This is a genomic window from Pseudarthrobacter sp. SORGH_AS 212 (genome assembly GCF_030818145.1).
Lineage (GTDB): Bacteria > Actinomycetota > Actinomycetes > Actinomycetales > Micrococcaceae > Arthrobacter.
Genome location: NZ_JAUTAA010000001.1, coordinates 2120262 through 2147191 on the forward strand (window position 1 = coordinate 2120262; position 26930 = coordinate 2147191).

The window sequence follows — 26930 nt, forward strand, 5'->3', positions numbered from 1 at the left end:
AGCAGGATGGCCTTCCGCCGGCTGGCCCGCCTTAGTCGTCGAGGAGCTCGATGAACTCCCGCGCCTGCTTCATCGAAATGTCTGAGTGGCGCGTCAGGGCTGCAGCTGCTGCCTCTGCATCGCCGTTGCGGGCCAGCGTGCGGATCCTGCCGTAGATCTCGTCATTGAGCATGTTGCTGCTGACTTCACGGGTCACGTCGCCCTTGCTGGCGATGGCCCGGTAACGGTACGGGAAGCGCTGTGGCTCGTCATCCTCGTCGTCCTCCGGCGTGCTTCCTGGCGCTTCCGGGCTGCGGTAGGGCTGTGGGTGGGAGGCCAAAGCCCCCACGGCATCGCGAGAGGCCCGCAGGCCGTCCCCGGTCGCCTCGTAATAGAGCTTGATAGCCGCCATCGCCTGGCCCTGCGCGATCAGCGCATATATACGCCGGTGTTCCGCTTCGGACAGCTTGGCCGCTGCGGACCTGGCAAGCTCCGCCGCTCCGGGGGCGGGCTGCTGGGGGGCGGCGTCATGCGCGGCCTTCCTGTTGCCCAGGGCCCGGGAGGCCAGCGCAACGGCAACTGCCACAGCGACGAGGATCAGGGCGGGGATGACAAGCGATTCCATGGTTCTAAAGCCGTTCTCTAACTATCTGCTGCTGCGGATATGGCCGGGGCCGCTGTGGAAAGGACCCGGGGCCGGTGGACGTCACTGGACCCCACATAATCACCACCAGGACAATCGCAGGCAACAGAACCAAGAGTAGTTCGCCCATACCTACGAGCTTAGGGCAGATCCGGGTTATCCACAGCAATATTCACCGCGCTGCATGCTCGGTCCACCGGCAGCCCGGGCAGTCTTCCGAGGGAATATGAAATCCTCCCCTTGACGCGCATGAGGTGTGTCACGGATACCGGCAACACGCGCAGGAGCGGCATGTTCCGACACGCCGCTGTGGATGAAATTCCACAGCAGAAATATTTGCTCCACATGCCGCGAGAAGAGTTTTAGCTGGTCAGAGCCTTGATGAGGGCTAAACTTTTTTCTTTTCCACAACTTTCCACACAGGCTGTGCACAAGCTATGCCGGTTAGTGCACAGGTTATCCACAGGCAGTCCCGGCGGCGGACTTTGCGGTGGGGCCGGGGCCCGCTAGCGTGACGGGGTACCTGTTCCAGGGATCAATTGCGGCCCGCGGACCTGCACGGAAGGCAGGCCGGACAGCTGCGGCAAACCCCGGGGGAGGGGTCTCTGTGGAAAACCTGTGGATTTGGGGATAACTCCTGTGCACAAGTCGGGTCGGAGGCCAGGTCAGGCGCAGTGTCGGACCCTGCCGGTAGAAATTGGACAGGTGGCGGAACCCGGATTTCCGGCGAAGCCTTTGCAGGACGGCAACCACCGGGCAGGCCCGGTAACTATGGAGGACGGCAGCTTTGTCAATCGCGCATCTGGACGAGGTCGAAACTACCCGCGGATCAGACGCGAGCCGAAAGCCTCCGCAGGACATCCCCGCTGAGCAGTCCGTCCTGGGCGGCATGATGCTGTCCAAGGACGCCATCGCGGACGTTGTCGAGATCCTCCGCGGCCAGGACTTCTACCGCCCCGCCCACGAAACCATTTACGAAGCGATCATCGATCTTTACGGCCGCGGTGAGCCCGCGGACGCCGTCACGGTCTCCGACGAGCTGACCAAGCGGGCCGAGATCAACAGGATCGGTGGCCCGGCCTATCTGCACGAGCTGATCCAGACTGTTCCCACGGCTGCCAACGCCGGCTATTACGCCGAAATCGTTGCCGAACGTGCGGTGCTGCGCCGCCTCGTCAACGCCGGGACCAAGATCGTCCAGCTGGGCTACGGCTCTGACGGCGAAGTGGAGGATCTGGTCAACCAGGCCCAGGCCGAGGTCTACGCCGTTGCCGAGCGCCGTACGGCTGAGGATTATGTGGTCCTCAAGGACGTCATGGAATCCACCGTGGACGAGATCGAGGCCTCGGGCCACCGCGGCGAAGGCATGGTGGGTGTGCCCACCGGCTTCTATGAGCTCGACGAACTTACCCACGGCCTGCACCCCGGCCAGATGATCGTCATCGCAGCCCGTCCCGCGGTGGGCAAGTCCACCTTCGCACTGGACTTCGCCCGCTCGGCGGCCATCAAGAACAATCTGGCCACCGTCATGTTCTCCCTGGAAATGGGCCGGAACGAGATTGCCATGCGCCTCCTCTCGGCCGAGGCAACCATCGGCCTGCAGGACCTCCGCAAGGGCACCATCAAGGACGAACAGTGGTCCAAGATCGCCACCACCATGGGCCGCATGAACGATGCTCCGCTGTTCATCGATGACAGCCCCAACATGTCCCTCATGGAGATCCGGGCCAAGTGTCGGCGCCTGAAGCAGCAGCATGACCTCAAGCTCGTCATCCTCGACTACCTGCAGCTCATGAGCTCGGGCAAGAAAGTGGAATCGCGCCAGCAGGAAGTCTCCGAATTCTCCCGTGCCCTCAAGCTCCTGGCCAAGGAACTCCAAGTGCCGGTTATCGCCCTGTCCCAGCTGAACCGTGGCTCGGAGCAGCGGCAGGACAAGCGCCCCATGGTTTCGGACCTCCGCGAATCCGGCTCCATCGAGCAGGACGCGGACATGGTCATCCTGCTGCACCGTGAGGACGTCTACGACAAGGAATCCCCGCGCGCCGGTGAGGCCGACATCCTGATCGCCAAGCACCGTAACGGCCCCACCAAGGACATCGTGGTGGCGTTCCAGGGCCACTACTCCCGGTTCGCCAATATGGCCGGTGACGCCGGCGGCGGCGGAGGCTTCTAGGCCGGACGCCGGTGCAGCCTGGCCAGGGTCAGTCCCCGGCCAGTAGGTGGTTCGGCAAGCGGTTCCCTGGCGCCGTGCCCCTGATCTCCAGCAGTTCCCGCGCGTGGGCGTGAAGCCGCTTGTCTTCGTCGCTGACCGGCACCCAGGCCGGGATGGGCACGGAGTTGCCTGCGCCGTCGCGCGCCACCATGACCGTGAGGCAATACGTGGTGAGGTTCAGTTCACGGCCCTTGGGATCGCCGGAGCGGACGTGGACGGCGATGTGCATCCCCTTCGTGCCGGTGTACACCAGGCGGGCCTCCACTTCCACCACGTGCCCGATCAGGAGGGGCCGGTAGAAGCGGACACCGCCGGAAAACACGGCCACCGTGTCCTTGCCGCAGTAGCGTGACGCGCAGACGTAGGCGGCCTCATCGATCCACTTCATGACGATTCCGCCGTGGACCTTGCCGCCCCAGTTCACGTCGGTGGGCGCAGCCATGAAACGCAACGTCACCCGTTCGGCCGTGCCGGCGTCGGTATATTCCTGATGGTTCATAGCTTCGACGATCTGTTCGCGGACCTTGATGCGGGCCAGGGCGTGGTCGCGCTGTTCGATCTCCGCTGCGCTGTAAGGCTCAAACTGCTTGACCGGGATGGGTTTGCCGTCCTCGCCCACCGCTACGAAGATCACCATGCACTGGCTGCGCATGGTGGCAGGGCCGCCCTTGGGGTCGCTGGAGGAGACGACGGTGCGGATGTGCATGGAGGACCGGCCGGTGTAGACGATGGTGGCCTCCACCTCCACCATGTCGCCGCTGTTGACAGGATCCGCGAAGTGGATGTTGCCCACATATGCCGTGACGCAGTAGGACTGTGCCCACCCCACGGCGGCGGCATAGGCGGCCTTGTCCACCCATTCCAGTACCGTCCCGGCATCCACGGAGCCGCTGTGGCCAACGTCGGTGGGTGCCGCCAGGAAGCGGAGGGTCACGGAGTTGGGCGCACCGGTCTCAGTCATGCTGCCGATCTTACTGAGGCGCCGAGTTACCCGCCGGTTCCGGTGGGTAACAGACGCAACAGCGCGGCGCGGCCAGCCGGAAATTTGGCCGGAAACGCGGCTGCCCCGCCCGCCTGGAGGACGGACGGGGCAGCGCTATGGGGGAATCGCAGGCTAGCCGGCGCGGGTGTAAACGATGTCGGGCTGGGTGGGAAGCTCCATCCCTTCGCCGATGAAGAATCCCGGATGCGGCGGCTGGTTGTAGGAGATGTTCTCCCGTGCCACGGACAGCCGGTACACCGGATCGTGCATCAGGGTGCGGAGCCGGAGGTCCGTTCCTGAACTGGTGGTGTAGATTCGCAGCTCCGTGCTGTCTGCCGAGGGCCAGGCGATCTCTTCCCGCCAGTCACCCAGGAGGTCGGCCTGGATGGCCGGGGTTCCCTTGGTGCTGTTGTTGGACTTGGCGCCCGTGGCGGTCAGCAGCCGGTCGCTGGATTCCGTTTCCCAGTTCCACTTGGCGATGCTGGGCGTGCCCGTGTTGGTTGTGGCGTTCCAGTCGTGATCGACAATCTCGCGGAGGAGGTCGCCGTCCCACCAAGCCAGGAAGTTGGCGGCGGGGATTTTCTCCGCGATCAGTTCGCCCTTGGCGGACCGGAGCTGGCCGACCGGGGAGTTCCAGGCGGCGTCCCCGCCGATCGCCCAACCCTCGGCGCCGGCGTAGCGCGGATCGATGTCACCCATCGCAGCGCGTCCGGTGTCCTTTACTGCCGGGATGCTCCACAGGATCTGGCCGGTCTTCGAATCCCGGAAGGTGGCACCAAGGTTTCCACTGGACCCCATGTCCTCATGGGCGGCGAACGTTTCCAAGCCCGGACGGGACGGATCGAAGTCGCTCGTGTGGATGGCATCACCGTGGCCCAGGCCGGTGGTGTACAGCGGCTTGCCGTTGTCATCGATGGTCATGGAACCGAAGATGAATTCGTCCTTGCCGTCGGCGTCCACGTCCGCCACAGAGAGGTTGTGGTTGCCCTGTCCACGGTACTGCGCACCGGCGATGTCCGAATCAAATGTCCAGCGCTTTGTGATCTTGCCGTTCACCAGGTCGTAGGCGGCCAGCGCGGCGCGGGTGTAGTAGCCGCGGCTGAACATCATGGACGGGCGTTCCCCGTCCAGGTAGGCCACGGCGCCCAGGAACCGGTCCACACGGTTGCCGTACGTGTCGCCCCAGGCGCCGACGTCGCCGCGTGGCGGGTCGTAGGCCACGGTGTCCATTATGGTGCCGGTGGCCCCGTGGAACACGGTGAGGAACTCCGGTCCGCTGAGCACGTAGCCGCTGCTGTTGCGGTAATCCGCGCCGGCGTTTCCGATCACCGTTCCAGCTGCGTCCCGGGTGCCGTCAGCCGTCTTCATGGCGACCTCGGCCTTGCCGTCGCCGTCGAAGTCGTAGGCCAGCAGCTGTGTGTAGTGGGCACCTGCACGGATGTTTGGTCCCATGTTGATCCGCCACAGCCTGGTGCCGTCCATCCGGTAGGCATCCACGTACACGGTTCCCGTGTAACCGGACTGGGAGTTGTCCTTGGCGTTGGACGGGGACCACATCTGCAGGATCTCGTAGGTGCCGTCGCCGTCCAGATCGGCCACGCTGGAGTCGCCAGCCGAGTAGGTGTAAGGCTGCCCGTCCTTGGTGTAGTCGTCCGCCGGTTTGTCCAGTTTCACGGACAGGTAGCTCTGCGCCAGCGGTGTGAACTCCTGGGTCAGCTGGTCACCGCCGGCGCCGACCGCCTTGATGACGTACCGCGAGGAGACCGTGCCTGCCGGGTCCAGGAACGTGGTGCTGTTGCGGATCGGCTCTTTGGTGAGCTTGACGCCGTCGCGGATCACGTGGAAGCCGATCTGCTCGGGGTCCAGGCCCAGCATGCGCCAGCCCACACGGACGCCGCCGTCCACGAGCAACGCAACGGGAGCGCGGTCGAGCTTCTCCATCTGCCGGTTCACCACAGTGATCTTTTCGGTACCCGCCACGGGTGAGGGGGCTGACTCGCCGCCCTTGTTCACGGTTGTGACACGGTAGTAGTACTTGATGGTGGTCAGCACGGTGTAGTCGGTGTAGGTGACTTCCGATGCCCTGCCTACGTATTCGAAAGGACCATCCGGTGAGGTGGAGCGGTAGACCTGGTAGAACGCAGCGTTTGACACTTTTTGCCATTTCAACGTGACGCTGGTCTTCTCGACTGCCTTGACGTCCACCTTGCCGGTAGCCGCCGGGACGGGCGTGTTGGGATCCACCAGTGCGGTCTCCACGGTGTTGGAGGGCACTGACTCGAGACCGGTGTTGTCCAGGGCGGTCACGAAGTACTTGTACTTCAGCCCGGCCAATGCGGTGGTGTCGTGGAAGGCGGGCACGTCGACGTTCTCGGCCACCAGATGCGGTTCTGTTTCGAAGGACGCCTGCCGGAAGACTTTGTACCCGGCGGCGTCACCCACTGCGTCCCAGGCGAGGTCCACGGTCGCGGGTTCGACCGCTGCGTCCACGGCCGTGGTGCGCAGGTTGGTTGGTCCCACCAGCAGCGGGGTGACTTCGAGGCCATTCAGGCGCTGGCCGGAGCCGCTGATGGTCAGGTTGAGCTGCCCGTCCGAGACCAGGACCTGGTTGATGATCTTGGTGGCCGAGGAGGCCCGGCTGGAGGACACCTGCCCAAACGGGATGCCTTCGGCGGCAACGTCGGTGCGAGTGGAGCCGATCCAGTCGCTGTGATAGGTCTTCAGGGCGTAGGTGCCGTTGGGTACGTCCAGCTGGAATTCGAAGCTGGTGCCGCTCAGCACGAAGTCGCGCAGCAGGTTGCTGGTTACCGCGCCGCGGTCCCGGTCGCTGAGGACAGAGAGGTCCTTGAACCCGAACGTGCGCTCCGGGGTGTAAACCATGGTGCGGTTCACCTCGGTGTAACCGGGCTCCACGGGGGCGCCCACCGGGCCGAAGTCGAACTTGTACTTCGCCTGCTTGGTGGATACGGCCAGCGTGTCGCTGGGTTCGGAGAGGCCCTTTCCGTTCATCGCCGCGATCCGCACGCTGTACTTAGTGCCTTCTGTCAGCCCGGCCAGGTTGGCGGTTGGCACCGTGGCGGTGGTGGTGAGGTGGAAGGCGCTGTCAGGTTCGGAGGCCAGCTTGCGGTACACCTTGTAGATGTCTGCGCCGTCAACCGGCTGCCATTTGAGCAGGGCCCCGGCGTTGGAGACACTGCCCGCCACCAGTCCCTGCGGCTTGGAGGGAACAGACGACGGCGGGGCCACCTCCTTGACACGCGACGCCAGGGGAACATTGAGCTGCTTCACGCCGCCCGCAACCAGCCGGGCGATCTGGATGGCGCCGTATTCCTGGAAATGGGTGTTGTCGACCGTGCCCGTGGGCCGGTTCGGGTAGACGCCGGCGTCCACATGAAGGAACACGGACTTGGTGTCCTCCGGACCGATTGCGTCGTAGTAGGCGCGGCTCGAAGCCGACAAATCCACCACAGCCACGTTCTCCTCCGCGGCGAGCTCCTGCATCTTGGCCACGTACTCCGGGAAGCTGACCCGGAACTTGCCGGTGGCCTCGTCGTAGTCGCGCCGTCCAACCGGCGTCACCAGGATGGGGATGGCACCGCGCTGGCGTGCGCCGTGGACATAGGTGCGCAGGTATTCCTTGTAGTCGGCGGGGGACGCGTATCTGTCGTCCACGCCGACGGTTGCGTCGTTGTGGCCGAACTGGACCATGAGGTAGTCCCCTGGGTTGATGACGCGGAGAACCTCATCGAGCCGGCCCTGGCTGATGAAGTTCTTGGAGCTCCGTCCGCCGATAGCGTGGTTGCGGAACGTGACGGCACTATCGAAGTACCGGTCGATCATTTGGCCCCAGCCGGCCTGCGGAACGAACCCGGGATCGTAGGTCTGGACTGTGGAATCGCCGGTGAGGTACACGGCAGGATCGGTGGTTGCAGCGCGCGGAGCCCTGGCAGCGATGACAAGGGAGTTGATGTTGGCTGCGGCGCCGCTGAAATCAAGGTTCAATTGGCCGTCAACCAGCGAGATGGGGAATTCCATCTCAAGGTATTGGCTGGCGGGCTTGTCCGTGAGCTGGACTTTGGCCATTTTCTCCGCGGTGATCGCGATGTTGGTCGCTTCCACGGCGTCGCCCGCGATCAGCTTTACCGTGTAGTCGCCGTTCGGCAGGTCTACCAGGAAGCTGCTGCCCTGGGCCTGGACGAAGTCGGACCGCAGGGCGTCCTCGGTGCCGCGGTCGGTTCCGGAGGTGACTGAGGTGTCTGAAAAGCCGAATTTTCCTGTGGCGGAATACTGAGTGCCCGCTTCGACGCGCGTGTAACCGTCAGCGGTGGCGCCGGGGCCAAAGTCGAATTTGAATCCGCTGCCAACCGGGGGAAGCGCGGTATCTGCATGGACGGGCGGAAGACCGGCGAGGGCAATGGCCGCGGATGCGGCTGCGGCAGTGACGGCCTTGGCGCCGGTACTGCGAAGCGTTCGCCGCCTGGGTGGCGGGCCTTCGGGTTGGAGCGGTACGGCTTGCTGGGTTTGTCTCACTGTCATCTCCTTCGATGCGTGGTGCAAGCGGCCCCAGCTCGGTCTTGGAACGATTCAATGGAACTGCAAAATTTCGGGAGGCGCGCAGTTGCCGAATGGTTCCGGGGAGGACCGGTGGAAGGTGTGGCTGAGACCAGGGGTGCGATGCTGCAGCTCACACTGCAACAGACATTGGTCTATCAGGCCCAGCAATTCCAGGGCAAGCGTTTTCCCATCTTTCCCGAATCTTTTTGTGGGAAAATGTTCGGCTTTGTGATGTGCGTTGCCGCGCCGGTTAAACCAGGACGGCGGCCACGCACCGTGGTGCGCAGCCGCCGTCGTGGGCATTGGCTTATGCCAGGACTGCCAGCTTGGAGTTCCTGCGGCCGAAGAGGGCGCGGTCCACGGAGACGCGGCCGGCGCCCGTGAGGGCCAGTGCAAAGGCGGCAGCTGCGAGGAGCAGAACCAGCTCGTAGCCGCCATTGGCAGCGAAAACTCCGGCGGAAGCGTGCACCAGGAAGAGCGCGCCCAGCATATCGAGGGCCAGGAGGGCGGCCATAACGCGGGTCAGGATGCCAAGGATCAGGGCGATGCCGCCGGCGAGTTCGAGGACGGCGACGGCCGGGGCCATCACATCGGCGGCAGGGACGCCCATCTTGGCGAAGGACGCCTGGGTGCCGGCAATGGTCCACTCGTTGAACTTCTGCCAGCCGTGGGCTGCGAAGAGGAAGCCCAGGACTATGCGGAGGGCCGTGATGGCGGTGGTGGTCAGGCGGGATTGGTTCATGGGGTTTCACCGTTTCGGATATCGGTCGGAGCTGGACACATGCAAGCAGGGGCCGGATCGCAGCGTTGAACCCTTCCAGTGTTCCGCAGGATTGGTTGAAGAGTCAACCAATCGATGAATTCTGTGGGATATGTCATGACCGTGACGTCACAGTCGCCAGGCTCCCCGCGCCGTGGCCGTTAGGCTGGCACGGTGTCCCAACCCTCCACCTCCGCGCCTGTAGCCTCGCGCCGCGGCAACGCCCGCGAGATCCTCCGCCTTGCCGTCCCCGCGTTCGGTGCACTCGTGGCCGAACCCCTGTTCCTGCTGGCGGACTCGGCCATTGTGGGGCACCTGGGAGTGGCCCAACTGGCGGGCGTGGGACTGGCCTCAGCCGTGCTGCACACTGTCGTGGGCCTGATGGTTTTCCTCGCCTACTCCACCACCCCCGCGGTGGCACGGGCCATCGGTGACGGCCAGCTCGGGAAAGCACTGGCTGCAGGGCGCGACGGCGTCTGGCTGGCCATGCTGCTGGGCGTTGTCCTGGCGGCGGCCGGCTTTGTGGCCGCCGAGCCGCTGATCGGGCTCATGGGCGCAGAAGGAGAGGTGCGCGCCTTCGCCGTCGACTACCTCCGGTGGTCCATGCCGGGACTTGTGGCGATGTTGCTGGTCTTTGCCGGGACCGGCGTGCTCCGCGGACTCCAGGACACCCGCACCCCGCTGGTGGTGGCCACTGCCGGCTTCGGGCTGAACATCGTCCTGAACCTCTGGCTGGTCTACGGGCTCAACTGGTCCGTCACCGGCTCCGCCGTGGGCACCAGCGTGGCGCAGTGGGGCATGGCGGCTGTCTACGTGCTGATGGTGCGGCGCAACGCCCTCCGGCATGGCGTGTCGCTGTTGCCCAGTTGGCACGGTATCCGAAGCATGACCAAGGTGGGGTCGTGGCTTATGCTGCGCACCCTCAGCCTGCGGGCCGCAATCCTGGTGACGGTCCTGGTGGTAACCGGACAGGGCGCCATCAACCTGGCGGCACACCAGCTCGCCATGACAATATTTTCTTTCCTGGCTTTTGCACTGGACGCCCTGGCCATCGCCGCGCAGGCACTGATCGGCAAGGAACTGGGCGGTTCCAACGCCGCCCGCGCCCGGTTGCTCACCACCACCATGATCCGCTGGGGCATAGGCTTCGGCGTGGTCACGGGGCTGCTCCTCGCGGCGGTGGCACCATGGGCGGGTGCCCTGTTCACCCCCGACAGGGAAGTGCAGGCCGCCCTGGCCATCGCCCTGTGGATCCTGGCCGCGGGCCAGCCCATCGCCGGGTACGTCTTCGTGCTGGACGGAGTGCTGATCGGCGCGGGGGATGCCCGCTACCTGGCCCTGGCCGGCCTGCTGAATGTTGCCGCCTATGCCCCGATGCTGGCGGCTGTCGCGTTCTCCGGGGCTTCAGGGGTCGCGGGGCTCGGCTGGCTGTGGGCAGCATTCTCCATCGGATACATGGCGGCGCGGGCACTCACCCTGGGCCTGCGCGCCCGGGGTGACCGGTGGATGGTGCTGGGTTCGGCCTAACCGTGACGCGCAACTAAACTGGACCGGTGACACATCCCTTGACACCCGCAGGCGCCGCCCAGGGAACCGCCCCGCGCACCGACCTGTGGAAGCCGGTCCTGCTGCGCTCCGCAGTCTCGCTGGGCTTCGGAGCAGTAACGATCTTTTGGGCAACGCCCTCCGTGGAAGCCATGGGCTGGGCAGGCGGCCTGTACCTCCTGTCCATCGGCGCCATCACCCTCTGGGGTATCCCGGCCACCGGCTTCGGGCGCGATTCTGCGTCCGGCAAGCTGCTCTCGGCCGCCGGTTCCGTGCTGGCAGGTGCGGGGTTCGCGGTGCTCCTGCTGCACAGCGACCTCCTGTTCGGTGTCATCGCGGCGCTGGGACTCGGCGTCGCCGGAGCCCTGGAGCTGGCCTGCGGCATCCGGAACCGCGGCCGGCACGTCCTGGCCCGCGACTGGATCACCTCCGGCCTCATCAGCCTCGGAACCGCGGTGATCCTGCCGTTCTTCATCAGCCTTGGTGCGCACGCGCTGCTGGGCGTGGCCGGCGGCGGGGCCATCATCCTCGGTGTGCTGTGGGTGCTGTCCGGGCTGACGCTCAGGCACGATTCCCGCAGTACGGCCGCTAAGCCGTAAACTAGGAAGGTCCCGGTTCTACTCGCTGTAGAAATTTCGCCGGGGCCACCCACAACGTACACCGGGCCGGCCATCCATGCCGCCCGCAGGGAGGACTTACCGTGGCAGACCAGCACCAGGGAAAACCGCGCAAGCTGCGGACCTCTGTGAAGGGCCCGCTGATGTTCTCCGCGTTCTGGGCCGTCGTGGCCTTCTTTGCCGTGGTGATTTTCGCTTCCGGCGGCAGCGCCCGCGCTCCCCGTTTCGACCTTGCCTTCACGGGTGCCGGGATCGCCTTCATCGTCACCCTGGTGATCGCCGCCATGCTGTCCATGAGCCACAAGGACAATGCCGAGCACCTGGGCAAGGGGTCCGGCGTCAACCTCAGCTCGGCCAAGAACACTTCCCACGGCTTCGGGGGGACCAAAGCCCCGGGCTCGCCTGAGCAGCAGGATCCCGACGGCGGCACTGAAGGTTCCGCGGGCCGCTAACCCACCGCCGGTCCCGCCGTCCGCGCCAGGCTTGTGAAGCCAACCCGCCGGACGTCGAAAGCCGGCGCGCCGCTAGCCCGCCGCCGCCTGCCGTGCCCGGTAGGCCGCCACATGCGCCCGGTTGGCGCAGTTGCCCGTATCGCAGTAGCGCTTAGAGCGGTTTCGGCTGAGGTCCAGCACCGCCGCGTCGCAGTCCTCGGCCTCGCAGACGCGAAGCCTGTCCATCTCCTTGCTGCGCACCACATCCGCCAGCGCCATCGCGGCCTCCGTGCTGATCCGGTCCGCAAGCGGGGCCTCGGGTGTGGTGGCGTGCAGATGCCAGTCCCAGCCGTCGTGCCTGACAAGTTGGGGGAGGGCGTTGGCGTCGCGGAGCAGGCGGTTGATCGTCTCCACGGCACCGTCCTCCCCAGCCACCCACGCCCCGGCCAGTTCCCCGCGCAGCCGCCGGACGCTGGCCAGCTCTGCCTCATTCCTGGCCCTGGAGCCTGAGAACTGCTCGGCTGCAAGGAACCCGTCCAGATCCTGCTGGGATGCCAGGGCTTCGCGTCCGTTGGCACCGGAATTGATGAGGTTGACCACGCTGCGCAGCGCAACCTCAGTGTCAGGGGCAAATACCATCTTGACTCCTTACAGCGCCGAAGCGTACTGTCATGACCAATACCCCACTTTACTCCTGACAGGAGGCGACGGTGCCTGCCGCAAAGAACCATCCCGCCACGCCGAGTCCGCTGGCACCCCGCCGCAGTTTCCTGGCCTCCGGCCTGGGCGTCGCCCTGTTCTCGTCCGCCGTCTTCGGCACGTCGGGATCATTCGGCAAGGCGCTCCTGGAAACGGGATGGTCCCCGGGCGCCGCCGTCACGGCACGCCTCACCGGCGCCGCGCTCATCCTCGTAATCCCGGCGGTCATTGCCCTAAGGGGCCGCTGGCACCAGCTGCGGGACAACTGGCTCACCATTGTGCTCTTTGGCCTGATCGGCGTCGCCGCGTGCCAGTTGTTTTACTTCAACGCCGTGGAGCGGCTCTCCGTGGGCGTTGCCCTGCTGCTTGAGTACCTGGCCCCGGTGATCATCGTCCTCTGGATCTGGGCGGCCAGCCGCAAACGTCCGCGCGCGCTGACCTTCGGGGGAACCCTGCTGTCGCTGGCGGGGTTGGTCCTGGTCCTGGACCTCACCGGTGCCGTGAAGGTGGATCCGGTGGGTGTCCTCTGGGGCATTGCCGCAGCGGTCTGCCTGGCCATGTATTTCTTCATCACGGCCAAGGAGAATGACACCCTGCCGCCCCTCGTGCTGGCATCCGGCGGCCTGATGGTGGGCGCCGCCGTCATGTGGCTGGCCGGCGCCACGGGACTGCTGCCCATGGCGTTCAACACGGCGGACACCACGCTCGGTCCCTGGGTGACCCCGTGGTGGGTTTCGCTGGCCGGACTGGTGGTCCTGGCAACAGTGCTGGCCTACGTCTCCGGGATCATGGCGGCCCGTGCACTGGGCTCCAAGGTGGCCTCGTTTGTCTCACTCACGGAGGTGCTGTTCGCCGTTATCTGGGCCTGGCTGCTGCTCGGCGAGCTGCCCGGTGCCATCCAGCTTGTGGGCGGTGTCCTCATTGTGGGAGGCGTCCTCCTGGTCCGGCTCGACGAACTCCGGGCTCCTGCCCCCACCCCGCAACCCTCGACCGGGCAGCCCTCACCGAAAGAACCCACGGCGAAGGTGGGCTCACCGCTCGAGCACGCGAACGACGTCGAACCCGTGCCCTAAGTGCCCCGGCATGCGCGGGTGCCTGCGCACCTCTGTTCGCGGAAGAGGTACGGGGAGGTCCGCCGGTACCTGGACCGTGGTTAAACGGGTGAGGGCCCGGACACCTTTCGGTGCCCGGGCCCTCGCCGTCTACAAACAGGATCCTGGCGACAGGTCCTGCGCAGCCAGTGCTTAGCGGGAAGCCTGGTCCTGCTCTTCGGCGTTGCGCTTGGCCTTGTCGCCGGCTTCCTTCAGTGCTTCGGCAACCTTGGTCAGCATGGTGGTGTGCTGGCCCGACCATTCGTTGCGGAACTTGTCAGCGTCGGGGCCTTCCCAGTTGGTGCTGCTCAAAACCTTGGTGAGAGTGGACTTCTGCGTCTCAATCTCGGACGCACCTGCCTGAAGCTTGCTGCCCAGCTGACGAAGCTGCTGAACGTCTGCACCCCAAATAGCCATCAGTATCTCCTTGTTGGTAAGTGGATCCGAACCAGGTCGGCATCCCCAGCGGCCCCCCGGCTCATCCGGAAGATCCATTGCCTAAAACCTATCCCGGCCCTCAAAGGAGTGTCGATGGGCACCCCTGCCCATGCTGTCCTCCCCATGGACGGACCTCCTCAACCTGCCGATCAAGCAAGCCTCGAAGGGTCGATCTTAGGCGCTCCAGAGCCTAGCATGGGCCTATGTGCCGGAACATCCGAACCCTTCACAACTTTGAGCCGCACGCCACCTCCGAGGAGGTGCACGCCGCCGCGCTGCAGTATGTCCGCAAAATCAGCGGAAGCACGAAGCCGTCCGAGGCCAACCAGGACGCTTTCGATGACGCCGTCCACGAGATCGCCCACATCACCCAGCACCTGCTGGACGCGCTGGTGACCCACGCGCCGCCGAAGGACCGCGACGAGGAAGCAGCCAAGGGCCGGGCGCGCGCCGCCGTCCGCTACGGCGCGGCCTGACCCTGCGCCTGCAAGGGATCCGCTACTTTCCGAAGCTCCGGAGCCGCAGCGAGTTGGCCACCACCAGCACTGAACTGGCGGCCATGGCAGCGCCGGCGATCATGGGGTTGAGCAGGCCGAGCGCGGCCACCGGGATCCCGACGGCGTTGTAGAAGAAAGCCCAGAACAGGTTCGTCTTGATGGTGGCCAGGGTCCTGCGGGACAGTTCGATGGCCTGCGCCACCTGGGCAAGGTCGTTGCCCATCACCGTGAGATCGGCGGCCTCGATGGCCACATCCGTTCCGGACCCCATCGCGATCCCCAGGTCCGCCTGTGCGAGGGCGGCGGCGTCGTTCACGCCGTCGCCGGCCATGGCCACTGTTGCTCCCGCGGCCTGCAGCGTGCGCACGGCCTCCACCTTGCCTTCCGGCAGCACTCCCGCATACACATCGGCAGGGGGAATCCCGACGGCGGCTGCCACCTGGGCGGCTACGGCGGCGTTGTCCCCGGTCAGCAGGATGGGGCGCAGGCCAAGGTCCTTCAGCCGCGCCACGGCAGCGGCAGAGCCCTCCTTGACCGTGTCCCGAAGGCTGATGATTCCTGCGGGGACGCCGTCCACGGCCACCCAGACAGCCGTGGCGCCCGCCGCCTCCGCTTCCGCCAAAGCCTCCAGCTGCGCCGGGGAGGGCTCGATGCCGTTCTCCCCGAGCCAGCCGGTGCGTCCGGCCAGGACCTGCCGGCCCTCCACGGTTCCGGTGACGCCGCCGCCCGGCGCGGAACGGAAGCCGTCGACGCCGGGCAGGCGGCCGTCGTCGTCCACTGCACTGCCGGGGCGGGCCGGAACGATCCCCTTGGCCGCCGCCGCGATGGCCCGTGCCACAGGGTGTTCCGATGCCGCCTCCACCGCCCCCGCGAGCCGCAGCACCTGCTGCTCATCGAAGGGGCCGAACGCGGTGGTGGAGCCGACCGCCAGTACGCCGGTGGTCACGGTGCCCGTCTTGTCCAGCAGGATGGTGTCCACCGTGCGGGTGTCCTCCAGGACCTGCGGCCCCTTGATGAGGATGCCCAGCTGGGCACCGCGCCCGCTGCCCGTCAGGAGCCCCACCGGTGTGGCGAGGCCAAGGGCGCACGGGCAGGCAATCACCAGGACAGCGACTGCGGCGGTGAAGGCCTGGCGCAACCCGGCGCCGCCGGCATCCGGGCCGGCCGCAAGGAGCCACAGCAGGAACGTCGACGCAGCAATGGCCAGCACCACCGGGACGAAGACGGCACTGATGCGGTCCGCCAGGCGGGCGATGGGCGCCTTGCCGGTCTGCGCCTGCGAAACCAGGCGGGCCATCTGCGCGAGGGTGGTCTCGGCGCCTACCCGGGTTGCCCGGACCAGCAGCCTGCCCGAGGTGTTGATGGTGGCGCCGGTGACCTTGCTGCCAGGGCCCACCTCCACGGGCACCGATTCCCCGGTTACCAGTGAGGCGTCCACGGCCGAAGTTCCGTCGAGGACCACGCCATCGGTGGCGATCTTCTCGCCCGGGCGGACCACCAGGACATCCCCCACCTGGAGCCGGTCCGCGGGGACCCGGTATTCCACCCCGTCGCGAAGGACTGCGGCATCCTTTGCGCCCAGGTTGAGGAGGGCCTTGAGGGCATTCCCGGCCTTCTGCTTGGCATTGGCCTCGAGGTAGCGGCCCAGCAGCAGGAAGGTGGTGACCACTGCTGCCACCTCAAAGTAGAGGCCGCCGGCGTCCATGCCTTCCATGCCCGGGTGCTCGGTCATCCGTGGATCGGCTGCCAGCTGCCAGGCCGAGAACAGGTAGGCTGCCGTCACGCCGATGGAGACCAGCGTGTCCATGGTGGAGGCCAGGTGCCGGGCATTGACGGCCGCGGCCCGGTGAAACGGCCAGGCCGCCCACGTGACTACCGGCAGCGCGAGGACTCCTGCCGCCCAGCCCCAGTGTGGAAACTGGAACGCAGGCACCATGGATACCAGGAATACGGGAACCGTGAGGATGGCGGCCAGGACCAGGCGCGGGCGCAGCTGCGAGGCCGTGCCGCCGTGCGCCATGTGATGGTCCTGGTCCGTGCCACCCTCATCCGGTCCGCCGGTGTCCGCGGGGGCCGGCGGGGTACGCACCGTGGCGGTGTAGCCGGCGGCGCTGACGGTGGCCACCAGCTGTTCGTCGGAGATCCCCTCCGGTGCCGTGACGTGGGCGGATTCCAGGGGGAGGTTGACCGAGGCCGCTACGCCCTCCAGTTTGCCGAGCTTCTTCTCCACCCGATTGACGCAGGACGCGCAGGTCATGCCCTCGATATCCAGTTCCACCACGCGGGTGCCGGGCGGTTGCAGCAGTTCCTTGTGGCCCATGCCGTCCTCTCAGGTTTGGTGCGGTGTGCGGGGGTCCTACGCTTCGTTGGCGACGACCAGGTAACCGGCCTCGGCCACGGCTTCTCCGATTTCGGAGGGTGACAGTTTGCCCGTGGAGGTGATGGTGACGGTGGAAATGCCGCCGGCGTTGAGGTCCACGTCCACGGCTTCGACGCCGGTGAGGGATTCGAGCTCCTCGCTGACGGCGGAAATGCAGTGGCCGCAGGTCATGCCGGAGACGCTGACTTTCGTGGTGGTGGGGGAGGTGGTGCTCATGGCTGCTCCTTCGTGGCGTCCGGCGGGTGGCCGGTATGGGTAGTGGATCGGGGCGTGAAAAATTTGCTGGCCGTCAGCGGAGGAGGCGGCCGATGGCTTCCGCAGCTTCTTTGACTTTGGCATCGATGGCCTCGGCGCGTGCTTCCGGGTCCGGCTCAGCAGCGGCGCCCACCACGCAGTGGCCGATGTGCTCTTCCACCAACCCCAGGCTGACTGCGTGCAGGGCCTTGGTGACGGCGGAAACCTGGGTGAGGATGTCGATGCAGTACTTGTCCTCGTCCACCATCCGCGCGATGCCCCGGACCTGGCCTTCAATGCGTTTGAGACGGCGCAGGTAGGCGTCTTTGTTAGCCGTGTACCCGTGCTCCGGTGCATGCTGCGCCTGCTCCTGTGCCCGCTCCGTGGGCGGCGCAGCTTCTGCTTCTTCAGTGGCGTCCATGGCATCAACCTATACCCCAATGGGGTATCGGCGCAAGTACCCCCTGGGGGTATACGAAGCGGGCGCGTCCAGGGCATAAAAAAGCTCCGGAGTGCGTTATTGGGGGATACGCACTCCGGAGCAGCTCTTGGGCAAACCCGGCATCCACTCTTCGCGGAACCGGCCTGCTTGACTCAGCTTACTGTCTGGTAGGGGACTCCGCCAGCACCCGGAATAATTACTTTCGCTTTATTTATCGGGCCCCGTTTGATGCCCACTTTGACGCGCTTTTACGCCCCATTCCCCGCTGGCTGCGGTGATTTCAGCTGTCCTGGTGTGCGGGCATCCTGTACGGAACCACCAGTACCGGCAGGCTCTGGTGGTGGCTGAGCCAGGCACCCACGGACCCGTTGAGTGCCTCCGAAAGCCGGTGCGAGAATCCCCGTTCCGAGGTGCCCACCACAATCATGGGCGCATGGGTTTCGGCGGCCAGCCGGGCCAGCGCCCGCGCGGGATCCCCGGCGAGCGTGCGCAGCGTCCATGCCACCGTTCCGCTGCCGGCAGGGACCTTATCCACAGCTGCCATGATGTCCGCCTTCAGCCCGGTGGTCAGGGCGCGGATGTCCTCGTCGTCGGCGTCCGGATGAAGGGAAAGCCGGTGGGCGGAGCGTGCCGGGTCCCATTCCACCAGGTAGCTGGCCTCGTCCACATACGCGCAGACCAGGGGCTGGCCTAGCCGGGCGGCCAGGCTGGCAGCGGTGTGGAGGACTTCCGGGTGCTGCTTCGGCATGATGCCCACCAGCAGCGGGGCGGTGCCGCTGAACCGTTCCGATGTCATAGCCCATTGTCCGCCCGGGATGCGGCAGGTGAACAGGTCCCGCCGGCCCTTCTCAGGGAACCGCGGGAGAGGCGGTGACCACCACGTTCTTCCCCCACGGATCCTGCGTGTAGCAGCTGATGAGGACCACCCTGTTGGGGACCATGTCCCAGATGGGGCTGTCCTTGAGGCTGGCCTTCACGTAGGTGGTCACGCTGTCCACCCGGTAAGGGATGGCTCCCGTGCCGGTCTCCACGGTGAACGTGTCGCCCACGCGGGCCGCTGAACTCAGGTGGTTGAAGGGGGCGTCCGCGCCGTCCCAGCTGTGGCCGATGACGTACGTGGTGTTGGCGGAGTTGCTGCCGGGTGTTCCGTAGGGCGTCAGCCAATAAGCGTCTTTGGTTTCCGGCGGAACGATGGTCTGGCTGGACGTCGCGGCGGAATCAGGTTCCAGCGGGTGGACCGGAACGTCGAGATCGGCGGACGGGTAACTGATGCGGACCGGGGCCGCCGCTTCAGGGAGTGCAGGCTCCGGTGCCGCCTGCTCCGGCATCCCTGTGGCAGGCGTGCCAAGTGCCGGCGTCGTACCGCTGGACGCGGCAGCAGATGCGGGAGTGGCGGAAGGGACGGGTTCGGCGGTGGCCGGAGCGGCCGCCACGGCGTTGACGACGGCGGGAGGCTGGCTCTGCTGCAGGAGCGGGCCGCCGAACGTGATGCCCATGGCCGCCGTGACGCCGCAGAGGAGGATCGCCAGGTCAGCGCGGTTCAGGCGACGCCAAGGCCGCCTTGGCCGCCCCGCGCGGCGGCTGTTCTCTTCGGCCATGGCGTTCCTCCGCTGGGTCGCTGGGGGGGTAGGAAGGAAGGCGTCCCGCCGGGCACTGGCGGAACGCCTTCCTTGTCAGGGGCCGCAGGGTTGCGGCGTTGACGACGGCGTCAGGGGGCCGTCGGGGAGGAAGCCGACCGGCGGCGGATGGCCACGGCAGCTCCGGCGGCGACCAATGCGCCGATGCCACCCAGCCAGGCGGGTGATGCCGGGTTGCCGCCGACGGCGGTCTGGGCGTTGAAGCCCTGGTTGGTTCCCCTGCTGACGGGTGCAGCGGCCAATGCTCCCGTTGCCGGCTGCACCTGGGTGGCTGCGGGCTGGGCGGGCACCACCGGAGTCACCACTGCCGGAGCTGCGGCGGGCGGGACAACGGGCGTCACCGCCGGCGGGATGACCGCCGGTGGGCTGTCCACGGGTGGATTGACGACGGGTGGGTTGTCGACCGGTGGGTTGTCGACCGGTGGGTTATCCACGGGCGGGTTGTCGTCCGGCGGGTTATCCACGGGCGGGTTGTCCACGGGCGGGTTGTCGACGGGCGGGTTGTCGACGGGAGGCGCCGCAGCACAGCCGTTGTTGTAGATCGCCTGCCCCGCAGCGTCCCAGTTCTGCCCGTACTTCAGGCCGTCGTTGGGCGGAATGATGTCGTTGCCGTGATGGCCATGCCCGTTCAACGACGGGACCGGAACCGAGTTCACCGTGTAGTGCTTGGCATTCGAGCCCGAGCCCGCGTGGCAGATGATGATCTTAGCGTCATCGCTCCAGCCGCGGTCGGCCACGGCGGGGGCGGCGACGACGAGTGCCGCCAGGCCCACGGCGCCGAGTGTTCCAATGGTGCGTTTCATTGTTCTCTCCCCAATTTTTGTCGTGAAACGGACCATGGTGGGGAAAGGCCAGCGGTGGCGCCCGTTGCCCCAGCAGCACGGTCAGCTTGCTTGAGTTTTCAGGCTAGGGGCGGCGCCCGGGGCAGGTCCTCAGTAGGGTGTACTCGTCTTTTCCGGACCCGCCGGCGGCCGGGTCACTTGCCGGTACCCGATCTTTGCCCGCAACTACCTGCGGGGGAGGGCGGAGCCTTGTCCCGGAATTCGCCCGCGCCTAACGTTGAATTCAAAGAAAGGCGGGTGGATCTGGCATGGAAATTTTCATGTGGTGGCTGGACCTTGACCTGGACAGCAAGGAATGGCTCCGGGAGAACCTTCGGACGGGTGAGCTGCCCTTGCCGGTGCTCCAGGGCATCGCCGAAGCCGGCGGACCGCACCCGGATAACCCTGCAGCCGTGCTGACGGCCGCCGACTGGGACTTCATCGAAACCCAGTCCGAGTTCGTCGATTAGGCAGCTGGCTGGACGGCCCTTCCCTTTTCCGTGCCTCCAAAACCGTTGCAGCCTGAACACGGCGGTGGTTGCATGGTGGGCATGGCAACCGCAGAGAATTTTGTCTTAGCGATCGGGACCAAGAAAGGCCTGTGGCTGGCCACCAGCCAGGACAGGCGCGAATGGTCCTTCACCGGCCCCCACTTCCTGATGGCGGAGATTCCCAGCGTCGGGATCGACACCAGGGGTGGCCGCACCCGGATCATGGTGGGAGTCCGCAGCGAACACTGGGGACCCACCGTGGCCCACTCGGACGACCTGGGCGCAACCTGGTCCGAACCCGAACAGGGGGCCATCAGGTTTCCCGAGGACACCGGGGCCGCCGTGGAACGCGTCTGGCAGATCTACCCTGACGCAGAATCCCGGCCGGGCGTGGTGTGGGCAGGCGCCGAACCCATCTCCGTATGGAAATCCACGGACGGCGGTGAACACTTCGAATTGAACCGCGGCCTCTGGGACCACCCGCACCGCAGCGACTGGGGCGCCGGCTACGGCGGTGCGGCGGCACACTCCATCGTCGTCGATCCCGCCGGGGACACGGTGCACGTCGCCATGAGCACCGGCGGCGTTTACCGCTCGCTCGACGGCGGCACCTCCTGGGAGCCCCGCAACAAGGGGATCTCGGCGTACTTCATGCCGGACCCCAACCCCGAGTTTGGCCAGTGCGTCCACAAGATCGCGGCTGATTCCGCCGTGGAAGGCCGACTGTACGCCCAGAACCATCACGGCGTGTACCGCACGGACGACAATGCGGACACCTGGACGTCGATCGCCGATGGCCTGCCGGCGGATTTCGGATTCGTCATGCTGACGCACCCCCGCCGGGAAGGAACGGCCTGGGTGGTTCCGCTGAAAGCCGACGGCGAACGCATCCCTCCGGACGGGGAACTTGCCGTCCACCGGACGGACGACGCCGGAAGTTCGTGGAAGCGGCTCAGCAACGGCCTGCCGGGCAAGGAATACAACAGTGTGCTGCGGGACGCCGCGTCGGTGGATACCGCCGAGCCGGCCGGGGTGTACTTCGGCACCCGCGGCGGAACGGTGTATGCAAGCGCAGACGAGGGAGAAACGTTCTCAGAGGTGATTGCGCACCTTCCCGACGTCCTGTGTGTCCGGGCGGCAGTGGTGGCCGGTGCCTGACATTACGGTGGTGCTCCCCAGTGTCCTCCAGCCACTGGCCGGCGGGCAGTCCGTGCTGACTGCGCCCGCCGACGGGCCGGTGACCGTGGGGCAGCTCCTCGATTCGGTTACTGCCGGGTTCGCTGTGCTCGCCCGGCGGCTCCGGGATGAAACAGGTGCGCTGCGCCGGTTCGTGAACGTCTACGTGGACGGTGACGAGGTACGGCGCCTGCAGGGGCTGGATACCGAAGTTTCCCCGGGCCAGGAGGTGCTGGTGATCCAGTCGGTGGCCGGCGGCTGACGGTTCCCGCCGCGGCTGCGGGCAGTCCTTACTGACTGCGCCCGATGCCGCGCCACTGGTGTGCCGCCGTCGTGCGTCAAAAAATGGGTCAGGCGACGCGCCAGACCGTGCACTCGTCCGTATTGATGGCTTTGCGGAGGCCCGTGATCCGGTCCAGGATCCAGACGACGCCGATTCCTGGCGCTGTTTCCTGAACGCTGCCGCGGCGGATCACCACATCGTCGTAGGAGGGCCCCACGGACAGCCGGGCTTCGATTTCGTCACCGCGGTGGAGCTGGTCCAGGGTGCGGACTCTGGTTACATGCGTAGTCGCCTTCTTCAACATCGGGGCCTCCTGGCTGGAGCTGGTGCCGGCTCTTGCCTGCATTCACCAGTGTGGGCTGCGAATGTTGCGTCCCCGTTTCCCCGCGGTTAGCTGCCGGTTAGTTCTTGGCGCCGGGCCCGTAAATGTCCGGGCCGCGCCTATGGTGGTGCCATGGAGATTCTGCAGGGGATCTGGGCCGTGGTGCTCGGGGCGGCGTCGCTGGCGCCCCTGGCGACGTTCGGCGTCGTCCTTGTTGCCTACCTGGCATACCGGCAGCGGGACAGGGCCGATCGCCGGGACCAATGGTGGAAACGGGCACAGTGGGCTATTGATGCTGCCTTGGACGGCCGTGACCCGCAACGCAGGCTCGCGGGACTGAAAGTGCTGGTCCAGCTCATCGGCAGCGACCTGGCAACCCCCGAGGATGCGGACCTGATGAGCGCCTTGGCCGTAGGAATCCGGGAAGAAGAGGGCAGCGGCCGGCGCGGGGCGGCCATCCCGCCGCCGGTGCAGGGGCTGATCGTGGCTGAGGCGGAACGGCTGGTCGAGGCCGCAAGGGCCAAGGGCCGTCCCTGACCCCCTGCCTTTACGCCGCTTCGCGGTTGCGGTAGCTCGCCAGGAACGTCGAAATCCGGCGGACCGCTTCCTCGATGTCCAGGACGGAGGGGAGGATCACGAAGCGGAAATGGTCCGGGGTGGGCCAGTTGAAGGCCGTGCCGTGGGACACCAGGATCTTCTGGTCCTTGAGCAGGTCGATGACGAACTGCTCGTCGCTGGCGATGGGGTACAGTTCCGGGTCCAGGCGCGGGAACAGGTACATGGCCCCCGCCGCGGGGACGCAGGTGATGCCCGGGATGGCGGTCAGCAGTTTGTAGGCGAGGTCGCGCTGCTCACGGAGCCGGCCGCCGGGCCGCACCAGGGCTTCGATGCTCTGGTATCCGCCCAGGCAGGTCTGGATGGCATGCTGGGCCGGGACGTTGGGGCACAGGCGCAGGGAGGCGAGCAGTTCCAGGCCTTCCCGGTAGGCGGCGGTTGCTGCGAGGGGTCCGGTGACCGCCACCCAGCCGGCCCGGTAGCCGGGCATCCGGTAGGCCTTGGAGAGGCCGCTGAAGGTCAGGCAGCACACGTCCTCGGCCACGGCCGCTGTGTGGATGTGCACGGCGTCCCCGTAGAGGACCTTCTCGTAGATCTCGTCGGAGAACAGGACCAGGTTGTGTTTGCGGGCGAGGTCGGCGAACTGCTCCAGGATGCGGCGCGGGTAGACGGCACCGGTGGGGTTGTTCGGGTTGATGATCACGATGCCCTTGGTACGGCTGGTGATCCTGGCTTCGACGTCGGCCATGTTGGGCCACCAGTTATCGGCCTCGTCGCAGAGGTAGTGGACCGGCGTGCCGCCGGTCAGCGTCACGGCGGCGGTCCAGAGCGGGTAGTCCGGTGCGGGCACCAGGATCTCGTCGCCGTTCTCCATGAAGGCCTGCAGGCACATGGAAATCAGCTCGCTGACGCCGTTGCCGATGAAGATGTCCTCCACGCCGATGTTCATAAGGCCGCGGGTCTGGTAATACTGCGAGATCGCTGTCCGGGCGGAGAAGATCCCCTTCGAATCGCTGTACCCCTGGGCGCCCCGCAGGTGGTGGATCATGTCCACCACCACGGACTCGGGAGTCTCCAGGCCGAACGGGGCAGTATCGCCCAGGTTCATCTTCAGGATCCGGTGCCCCTCGGCCTCCATGTTCTTGGCTGCCTGGAGGATGGGTCCGCGGAGTTCGTACCGGACGTTCTGGAGTTTGCTGGAGTGTTGCATGGCGCGCATGGTTGATTTTTTCACAAAGCACGACGACGGAAGGCCGGTTCCTGCGCGAGTCCCCGCCCGGGCCGGTGCGCGCGCAGGAGAAGTCCCGTGCCGCCGTCGAACGTGGTGGTGTGAAACTGCCCAGCGCGGGCCACTTCGACGAAGCCCCAGGCGCTGTGCATGCCGATCGATGCGGTGTTTCCGGCATTGACCACGTACCAGGCATCCGGGGTGCGGTCCCAGATCCAGTGGAGCCGGGCCGCCGTGAGCGCGGCACCCACGCCCTGGCGGCGCTGCGATGGCCGGACCGTCACGCCGCCAAGGTAGTGGCCGGCGGGTGCGGGGCCGTCCGGATAGTCCCAGTAGTGGGTCTTGCCCCAGCCCACCACCTCGCCCCCGGATTCCGCGACCACGACGAGCCGGTTCGGGTCTGCCAGCGCAGCAGCCAGGGCCGCGGTCGCCGAAGAATTCCGTCCGCTTTGCCGGTCGGTGTCGAGGATGCCGGGCAGGTCCCCCTGTTCCGCTGGACGCACCGTAGCCATTGTTAACGTCTACCCTTCCGGGCCGGTCTGTGTCGAGGACATGGGCTCGCGATGCAACGCGGGAAGTACTTGACCGATAAGTTTGGTGCTTGTAATACCGCTGGGACTGCGCGGGGCAGGAACGCGGGACGGGAAAGGAAGTACCCTATGGGCGGCGTGCTGGTGGGGCTGGCGGTGATCGGCGCCGTGATTGCGGTGGGCTACCTGTCCGCGCGGTGCGGACTGGGTGACGAACACACGGTCTCCGCGCTGACGAAGATCGCGTTCTTCATCACCAACCCGGTGCTCCTCTTTACCGTGGTGCTGGAATCTGACATCTCGGTGGTGTTCTCCGCCTATGTGCCGCTGGCCCTCCTCACGGCCACTGTCACCGCCCTGTTGTACGTCGCCGCAAGCCGCATCTGGTTCCGCCGCCCCATGGCCGACACGGCCGTGGGCGCCATGGCCAGTTCCTACGTCAACGCCAACAACATCGGCATCCCCATCACCTTGTACGCCCTGGGCGACGCCACACCGGTGGCTCCTGTGCTGCTGGTCCAGCTGCTCCTGCTGGCTCCCCTGGTCCTGACCGTCCTGGACCTCTCCGCCGCAGGCCACTTCTCGCCGCGGCTGATGCTGACGCAGCCCTTCCGGAACCCGATGATCATCGCCACCCTCCTCGGAGCCGTCCTGGCCGCCTTCCACGTGAAGCTGCCCGAACCGGTCATGGCGCCGCTGACGCTGCTGGGCGGTGCGGCGGTGCCGGTGGTGCTGCTGGCCTTCGGGATGTCACTGCGCGGCACGCGGATGCTCCGGAGCGGCGGGCACACGGCTGAAATCCTCACCGCCACCGCGCTGAAGTCCGCCGTGATGCCCGCGGTGGCCTACGTCGTGGGCCGCTTTCTCTTCAATCTGGAACCGCACATGCTCCTGGGCGTGGTGCTCATGGCCGCGCTCCCGCCGGCCCAGAATGTGTTCCTCTTCGCCAGCAGATACGGCCGGGGGATGGCGGTGGCGCGGGAGACCATTCTCATTTCGACGGCGGCAGCCGCCCCGGTCCTGGTCCTGATCGTCTGGCTCCTGGCCGGCTGAGTCCGGCGAAGGCCGCGCCGCGCCGCACGCCGCCGGGGGTACCGCCGCCGCCACTTGCCGGGCAAGAATGGGCACATGGAACTTCCCGTGATGCCGCCCGTCCCGCCCATGCTTGCCAAGGCCGTCAGCGGCATCGACGGTATTCCCCAGGGCGGAGGCCTCAGTTACGAGCCTAAGTGGGACGGCTTCCGGTCCATCATCTTCCGCGACGGGGACGAGCTGGAGATCGGCAGCCGCAACGAAAAACCAATGACCCGCTACTTCCCCGAACTCGTGGCAGCCCTCAAGGAAAACCTGCCGCCCCGCTGCGTGGTGGACGGCGAAATCATCCTGGTTGGTGCCTCCGGTGACAGGCTGGACTTCGACACCCTCCAGCAGCGCATCCATCCCGCCGCCAGCAGGGTGAAGCTCCTGGCCGAGCAGACCCCCGCCTCCTTCGTTGCCTTCGACCTGCTGGCCCTGGACGGTGACGACTACACCGGCAGGCCATTCGCCGAACGCCGGGCCGCCCTGGAAAAGGCGCTCGCGGCCAGCAAGGCCCCGGTCCACCTCACCGCAGCGACCACAGACAAGGACACCGCCGGGCAGTGGTTCGAGCAGTTTGAAGGTGCCGGGCTGGACGGCTTGGTAGCCAAGCGGCTGGACGGGACGTATGAGCCGGACAAGCGCACGATGTTCAAGATCAAGCACGAGCGCACCGCCGACTGCGTGGTGGCCGGCTACCGGCTGCACAAGAGCGGCCCGGATGTCATCGGGTCACTGCTCCTGGGCCTATACAAGGACGACGGCGGCCTGGCCAGCGTGGGCGTGATCGGCGCGTTCCCGATGAAGCGCCGGCAGGAGCTCTTCCAGGAACTGCAGCCGCTGGTGACCGACTTCGACAACCACCCATGGGCCTGGGCGAAGCAGGAGGAAGGGGAGCGGACACCCCGCAACGCCGAGGGCAGCCGCTGGAGCGCCGGCAAGGACCTGTCCTTCGTGCCGCTCCGGCCCGAACTGGTGGTGGAGGTCCGCTACGACCACATGGAAGGCGAGAGGTTCCGCCACACCGCCCAGTTCAACCGCTGGCGGCCGGACCGGGACCCTGACTCCTGCACGTACGCGCAGCTGGAGGAGCCGGTGAACTTCGATCTGGCTTCCGTGCTGGAAACCGGCAAGGCCTGACCGCCCACACCATCAGGTGCTGGGCACAGCCTGGACCGGCCGCCGGGCACCCGGTCTGCGGGCGTCGTCGTGCACTCCTGCCCAGTTACCGGCGCCCCACCGCTGCCGGTGGCATGGAAAAGCCCGCCGCCTCCGGGTTTTGCGGGAGGCGGCGGGCTTTGTCCGG

The 26930-nt window shown here is 66.6% G+C and carries 27 protein-coding genes; 12 read left to right on the plus strand and 15 right to left on the minus strand.

Features of this window, described 5'->3' with window-relative positions; translation table 11 throughout:
- Positions 1-31 precede the first annotated feature (31 nt).
- A complete protein-coding gene (locus QE394_RS09705) occupies positions 32-604 on the minus strand; it encodes a hypothetical protein (protein ID WP_056080351.1) in 573 nt (190 codons plus the stop codon).
- A gap of 805 nt (positions 605-1409) precedes the next feature.
- On the opposite strand from QE394_RS09705, the gene dnaB reads away from it, so the two are divergent.
- On the plus strand, positions 1410-2795 hold the full coding sequence (dnaB, locus tag QE394_RS09710; RefSeq protein ID WP_015939029.1) for a replicative DNA helicase: 1386 nt from the start codon (positions 1410-1412) through the stop codon (positions 2793-2795).
- 28 nt (positions 2796-2823) lie between these two features.
- Here dnaB and QE394_RS09715 read toward each other — a convergent pair whose 3' ends face one another.
- The 3 genes from QE394_RS09715 to QE394_RS09725 all read right to left on the minus strand — a co-directional run bounded on the left by QE394_RS09715 (position 2824) and on the right by QE394_RS09725 (position 9112).
- On the minus strand, positions 2824-3795 hold the full coding sequence (locus QE394_RS09715; RefSeq protein ID WP_268160333.1) for an acyl-CoA thioesterase: 972 nt from the start codon (positions 3793-3795) through the stop codon (positions 2824-2826).
- Positions 3796-3948: 153 nt separating this feature from the next.
- A complete protein-coding gene (locus QE394_RS09720; RefSeq protein ID WP_349034391.1) occupies positions 3949-8346 on the minus strand; it encodes a fibronectin type III domain-containing protein in 4398 nt (1465 codons plus the stop codon).
- 331 nt (positions 8347-8677) lie between these two features.
- Entirely contained in the window at positions 8678-9112 is a 435-nt protein-coding gene (locus QE394_RS09725; protein WP_314212703.1) for a DoxX family protein, read from the minus strand.
- A gap of 192 nt (positions 9113-9304) precedes the next feature.
- Between QE394_RS09725 and QE394_RS09730 the strand changes: the two genes are divergently transcribed.
- The 3 genes from QE394_RS09730 (at position 9305) to QE394_RS09740 (ending at position 11744) form a co-directional block, all read left to right on the plus strand.
- A complete protein-coding gene (locus QE394_RS09730) occupies positions 9305-10657 on the plus strand; it encodes an MATE family efflux transporter (RefSeq protein ID WP_349034392.1) in 1353 nt (450 codons plus the stop codon).
- A gap of 26 nt (positions 10658-10683) precedes the next feature.
- Positions 10684-11274 (plus strand): hypothetical protein, encoded by a 591-nt coding sequence (locus tag QE394_RS09735; RefSeq protein ID WP_349034393.1) that lies wholly within the window; start codon positions 10684-10686, stop codon positions 11272-11274.
- A gap of 101 nt (positions 11275-11375) precedes the next feature.
- Complete coding sequence (locus tag QE394_RS09740; protein WP_091716859.1) at positions 11376-11744, plus strand: hypothetical protein; 369 nt, start codon at positions 11376-11378, stop codon at positions 11742-11744.
- Positions 11745-11816: 72 nt separating this feature from the next.
- Here QE394_RS09740 and QE394_RS09745 read toward each other — a convergent pair whose 3' ends face one another.
- Entirely contained in the window at positions 11817-12362 is a 546-nt protein-coding gene (locus tag QE394_RS09745; RefSeq protein WP_056080371.1) for a CGNR zinc finger domain-containing protein, read from the minus strand.
- Between the two features lie 71 nt (positions 12363-12433).
- On the opposite strand from QE394_RS09745, the gene QE394_RS09750 reads away from it, so the two are divergent.
- Entirely contained in the window at positions 12434-13495 is a 1062-nt protein-coding gene (locus QE394_RS09750; RefSeq protein ID WP_349034394.1) for an EamA family transporter, read from the plus strand.
- Between the two features lie 171 nt (positions 13496-13666).
- On the opposite strand, the gene QE394_RS09755 is transcribed toward QE394_RS09750, so the two are convergent.
- Positions 13667-13930 carry a WXG100 family type VII secretion target gene (locus tag QE394_RS09755; protein WP_045731203.1) on the minus strand — a complete coding sequence of 88 codons (264 nt, stop codon included), beginning with the start codon at positions 13928-13930 and terminating at the stop codon, positions 13667-13669.
- 224 nt (positions 13931-14154) lie between these two features.
- Here QE394_RS09755 and QE394_RS09760 point away from each other — a divergent pair, with 224 nt between their 5' ends.
- Positions 14155-14427 carry a DUF2277 domain-containing protein gene (locus tag QE394_RS09760; protein ID WP_349034395.1) on the plus strand — a complete coding sequence of 91 codons (273 nt, stop codon included), beginning with the start codon at positions 14155-14157 and terminating at the stop codon, positions 14425-14427.
- Between the two features lie 22 nt (positions 14428-14449).
- On the opposite strand, the gene QE394_RS09765 is transcribed toward QE394_RS09760, so the two are convergent.
- From QE394_RS09765 to QE394_RS09790, 6 genes are all read right to left on the minus strand, one after another.
- Positions 14450-16768: a heavy metal translocating P-type ATPase gene (locus QE394_RS09765; RefSeq protein ID WP_349034396.1), complete on the minus strand. Its 2319-nt coding sequence runs from the start codon at positions 16766-16768 to the stop codon at positions 14450-14452.
- A gap of 36 nt (positions 16769-16804) precedes the next feature.
- Positions 16805-17044: a heavy-metal-associated domain-containing protein gene (locus QE394_RS09770; protein ID WP_056080383.1), complete on the minus strand. Its 240-nt coding sequence runs from the start codon at positions 17042-17044 to the stop codon at positions 16805-16807.
- Positions 17045-17117: 73 nt separating this feature from the next.
- Positions 17118-17483 carry a metal-sensitive transcriptional regulator gene (locus tag QE394_RS09775; protein ID WP_056080386.1) on the minus strand — a complete coding sequence of 122 codons (366 nt, stop codon included), beginning with the start codon at positions 17481-17483 and terminating at the stop codon, positions 17118-17120.
- A gap of 301 nt (positions 17484-17784) precedes the next feature.
- A complete protein-coding gene (locus QE394_RS09780) occupies positions 17785-18300 on the minus strand; it encodes a universal stress protein (RefSeq protein ID WP_261618937.1) in 516 nt (171 codons plus the stop codon).
- A gap of 52 nt (positions 18301-18352) precedes the next feature.
- Entirely contained in the window at positions 18353-19102 is a 750-nt protein-coding gene (locus QE394_RS09785; RefSeq protein WP_349034397.1) for a class F sortase, read from the minus strand.
- Positions 19103-19212: 110 nt separating this feature from the next.
- Positions 19213-19944 carry a hypothetical protein gene (locus tag QE394_RS09790; protein ID WP_349034398.1) on the minus strand — a complete coding sequence of 244 codons (732 nt, stop codon included), beginning with the start codon at positions 19942-19944 and terminating at the stop codon, positions 19213-19215.
- A gap of 287 nt (positions 19945-20231) precedes the next feature.
- Between QE394_RS09790 and QE394_RS09795 the strand changes: the two genes are divergently transcribed.
- From QE394_RS09795 to QE394_RS09805, 3 genes are all read left to right on the plus strand, one after another.
- The gene (locus QE394_RS09795) at positions 20232-20432 is read left to right on the plus strand and encodes a hypothetical protein (RefSeq protein WP_056080394.1); all 201 of its coding nucleotides are present in this window, start codon (positions 20232-20234) and stop codon (positions 20430-20432) included.
- A 72-nt stretch (positions 20433-20504) separates the two neighbouring features.
- Positions 20505-21611, plus strand: coding sequence for an exo-alpha-sialidase (locus QE394_RS09800; RefSeq protein ID WP_349034399.1), 1107 nt, complete (start codon positions 20505-20507; stop codon positions 21609-21611).
- Entirely contained in the window at positions 21604-21891 is a 288-nt protein-coding gene (locus QE394_RS09805) for a MoaD/ThiS family protein (protein ID WP_015939011.1), read from the plus strand. Before QE394_RS09800 ends, QE394_RS09805 begins: the two co-directional genes overlap by 8 nt.
- Positions 21892-21979: 88 nt before the next feature.
- On the opposite strand, the gene QE394_RS09810 is transcribed toward QE394_RS09805, so the two are convergent.
- Positions 21980-22216: a hypothetical protein gene (locus QE394_RS09810; RefSeq protein WP_261618941.1), complete on the minus strand. Its 237-nt coding sequence runs from the start codon at positions 22214-22216 to the stop codon at positions 21980-21982.
- 150 nt (positions 22217-22366) lie between these two features.
- Here QE394_RS09810 and QE394_RS09815 point away from each other — a divergent pair, with 150 nt between their 5' ends.
- The gene (locus tag QE394_RS09815; protein ID WP_349034400.1) at positions 22367-22771 is read left to right on the plus strand and encodes a hypothetical protein; all 405 of its coding nucleotides are present in this window, start codon (positions 22367-22369) and stop codon (positions 22769-22771) included.
- A gap of 10 nt (positions 22772-22781) precedes the next feature.
- On the opposite strand, the gene QE394_RS09820 is transcribed toward QE394_RS09815, so the two are convergent.
- Positions 22782-24008 (minus strand): pyridoxal phosphate-dependent aminotransferase, encoded by a 1227-nt coding sequence (locus QE394_RS09820; protein WP_045732635.1) that lies wholly within the window; start codon positions 24006-24008, stop codon positions 22782-22784.
- A gap of 11 nt (positions 24009-24019) precedes the next feature.
- On the minus strand, positions 24020-24529 hold the full coding sequence (locus tag QE394_RS09825; RefSeq protein ID WP_261618943.1) for a GNAT family N-acetyltransferase: 510 nt from the start codon (positions 24527-24529) through the stop codon (positions 24020-24022).
- Positions 24530-24676: 147 nt separating this feature from the next.
- On the opposite strand from QE394_RS09825, the gene QE394_RS09830 reads away from it, so the two are divergent.
- Positions 24677-25600, plus strand: a complete 924-nt coding sequence (locus QE394_RS09830) for an AEC family transporter (protein ID WP_261618944.1) — start codon at positions 24677-24679, stop codon at positions 25598-25600.
- Positions 25601-25675: 75 nt separating this feature from the next.
- A complete protein-coding gene (locus tag QE394_RS09835; protein ID WP_349034401.1) occupies positions 25676-26764 on the plus strand; it encodes an ATP-dependent DNA ligase in 1089 nt (362 codons plus the stop codon).
- Positions 26765-26930: the final 166 nt, after the last annotated feature.

Excerpts from the sequence above, each read along its gene's own strand:
- QE394_RS09705 (WP_056080351.1), bottom strand. The coding sequence starts at position 604 with ATGGAATCGCTTGTCATCCCCGCCCTGATCCTCGTCGCTGTGGCAGTT.
- QE394_RS09785 (WP_349034397.1), bottom strand. The coding sequence starts at position 19,102 with ATGGCCGAAGAGAACAGCCGCCGCGCGGGGCGGCCAAGGCGGCCTTGG.
- QE394_RS09770 (WP_056080383.1), bottom strand. The coding sequence starts at position 17,044 with ATGAGCACCACCTCCCCCACCACCACGAAAGTCAGCGTCTCCGGCATG.
- QE394_RS09745 (WP_056080371.1), bottom strand. The coding sequence starts at position 12,362 with ATGGTATTTGCCCCTGACACTGAGGTTGCGCTGCGCAGCGTGGTCAAC.
- QE394_RS09825 (WP_261618943.1), bottom strand. The coding sequence starts at position 24,529 with ATGGCTACGGTGCGTCCAGCGGAACAGGGGGACCTGCCCGGCATCCTC.
- QE394_RS09765 (WP_349034396.1), bottom strand. The coding sequence starts at position 16,768 with ATGGGCCACAAGGAACTGCTGCAACCGCCCGGCACCCGCGTGGTGGAA.
- QE394_RS09715 (WP_268160333.1), bottom strand. The coding sequence starts at position 3,795 with ATGACTGAGACCGGTGCGCCCAACTCCGTGACCCTCCGCTTCCTGGCG.
- QE394_RS09790 (WP_349034398.1), bottom strand. The coding sequence starts at position 19,944 with ATGAAACGCACCATTGGAACACTCGGCGCCGTGGGCCTGGCGGCACTC.
- QE394_RS09795 (WP_056080394.1), top strand. The coding sequence starts at position 20,232 with ATGGAAATTTTCATGTGGTGGCTGGACCTTGACCTGGACAGCAAGGAA.
- QE394_RS09780 (WP_261618937.1), bottom strand. The coding sequence starts at position 18,300 with ATGACATCGGAACGGTTCAGCGGCACCGCCCCGCTGCTGGTGGGCATC.
- QE394_RS09810 (WP_261618941.1), bottom strand. The coding sequence starts at position 22,216 with ATGTTGAAGAAGGCGACTACGCATGTAACCAGAGTCCGCACCCTGGAC.
- QE394_RS09775 (WP_056080386.1), bottom strand. The coding sequence starts at position 17,483 with ATGGACGCCACTGAAGAAGCAGAAGCTGCGCCGCCCACGGAGCGGGCA.
- QE394_RS09755 (WP_045731203.1), bottom strand. The coding sequence starts at position 13,930 with ATGGCTATTTGGGGTGCAGACGTTCAGCAGCTTCGTCAGCTGGGCAGC.
- QE394_RS09815 (WP_349034400.1), top strand. The coding sequence starts at position 22,367 with ATGGAGATTCTGCAGGGGATCTGGGCCGTGGTGCTCGGGGCGGCGTCG.
- QE394_RS09800 (WP_349034399.1), top strand. The coding sequence starts at position 20,505 with ATGGTGGGCATGGCAACCGCAGAGAATTTTGTCTTAGCGATCGGGACC.
- QE394_RS09760 (WP_349034395.1), top strand. The coding sequence starts at position 14,155 with ATGTGCCGGAACATCCGAACCCTTCACAACTTTGAGCCGCACGCCACC.
- QE394_RS09820 (WP_045732635.1), bottom strand. The coding sequence starts at position 24,008 with ATGCGCGCCATGCAACACTCCAGCAAACTCCAGAACGTCCGGTACGAA.
- QE394_RS09725 (WP_314212703.1), bottom strand. The coding sequence starts at position 9,112 with ATGAACCAATCCCGCCTGACCACCACCGCCATCACGGCCCTCCGCATA.
- QE394_RS09830 (WP_261618944.1), top strand. The coding sequence starts at position 24,677 with ATGGGCGGCGTGCTGGTGGGGCTGGCGGTGATCGGCGCCGTGATTGCG.
- QE394_RS09835 (WP_349034401.1), top strand. The coding sequence starts at position 25,676 with ATGGAACTTCCCGTGATGCCGCCCGTCCCGCCCATGCTTGCCAAGGCC.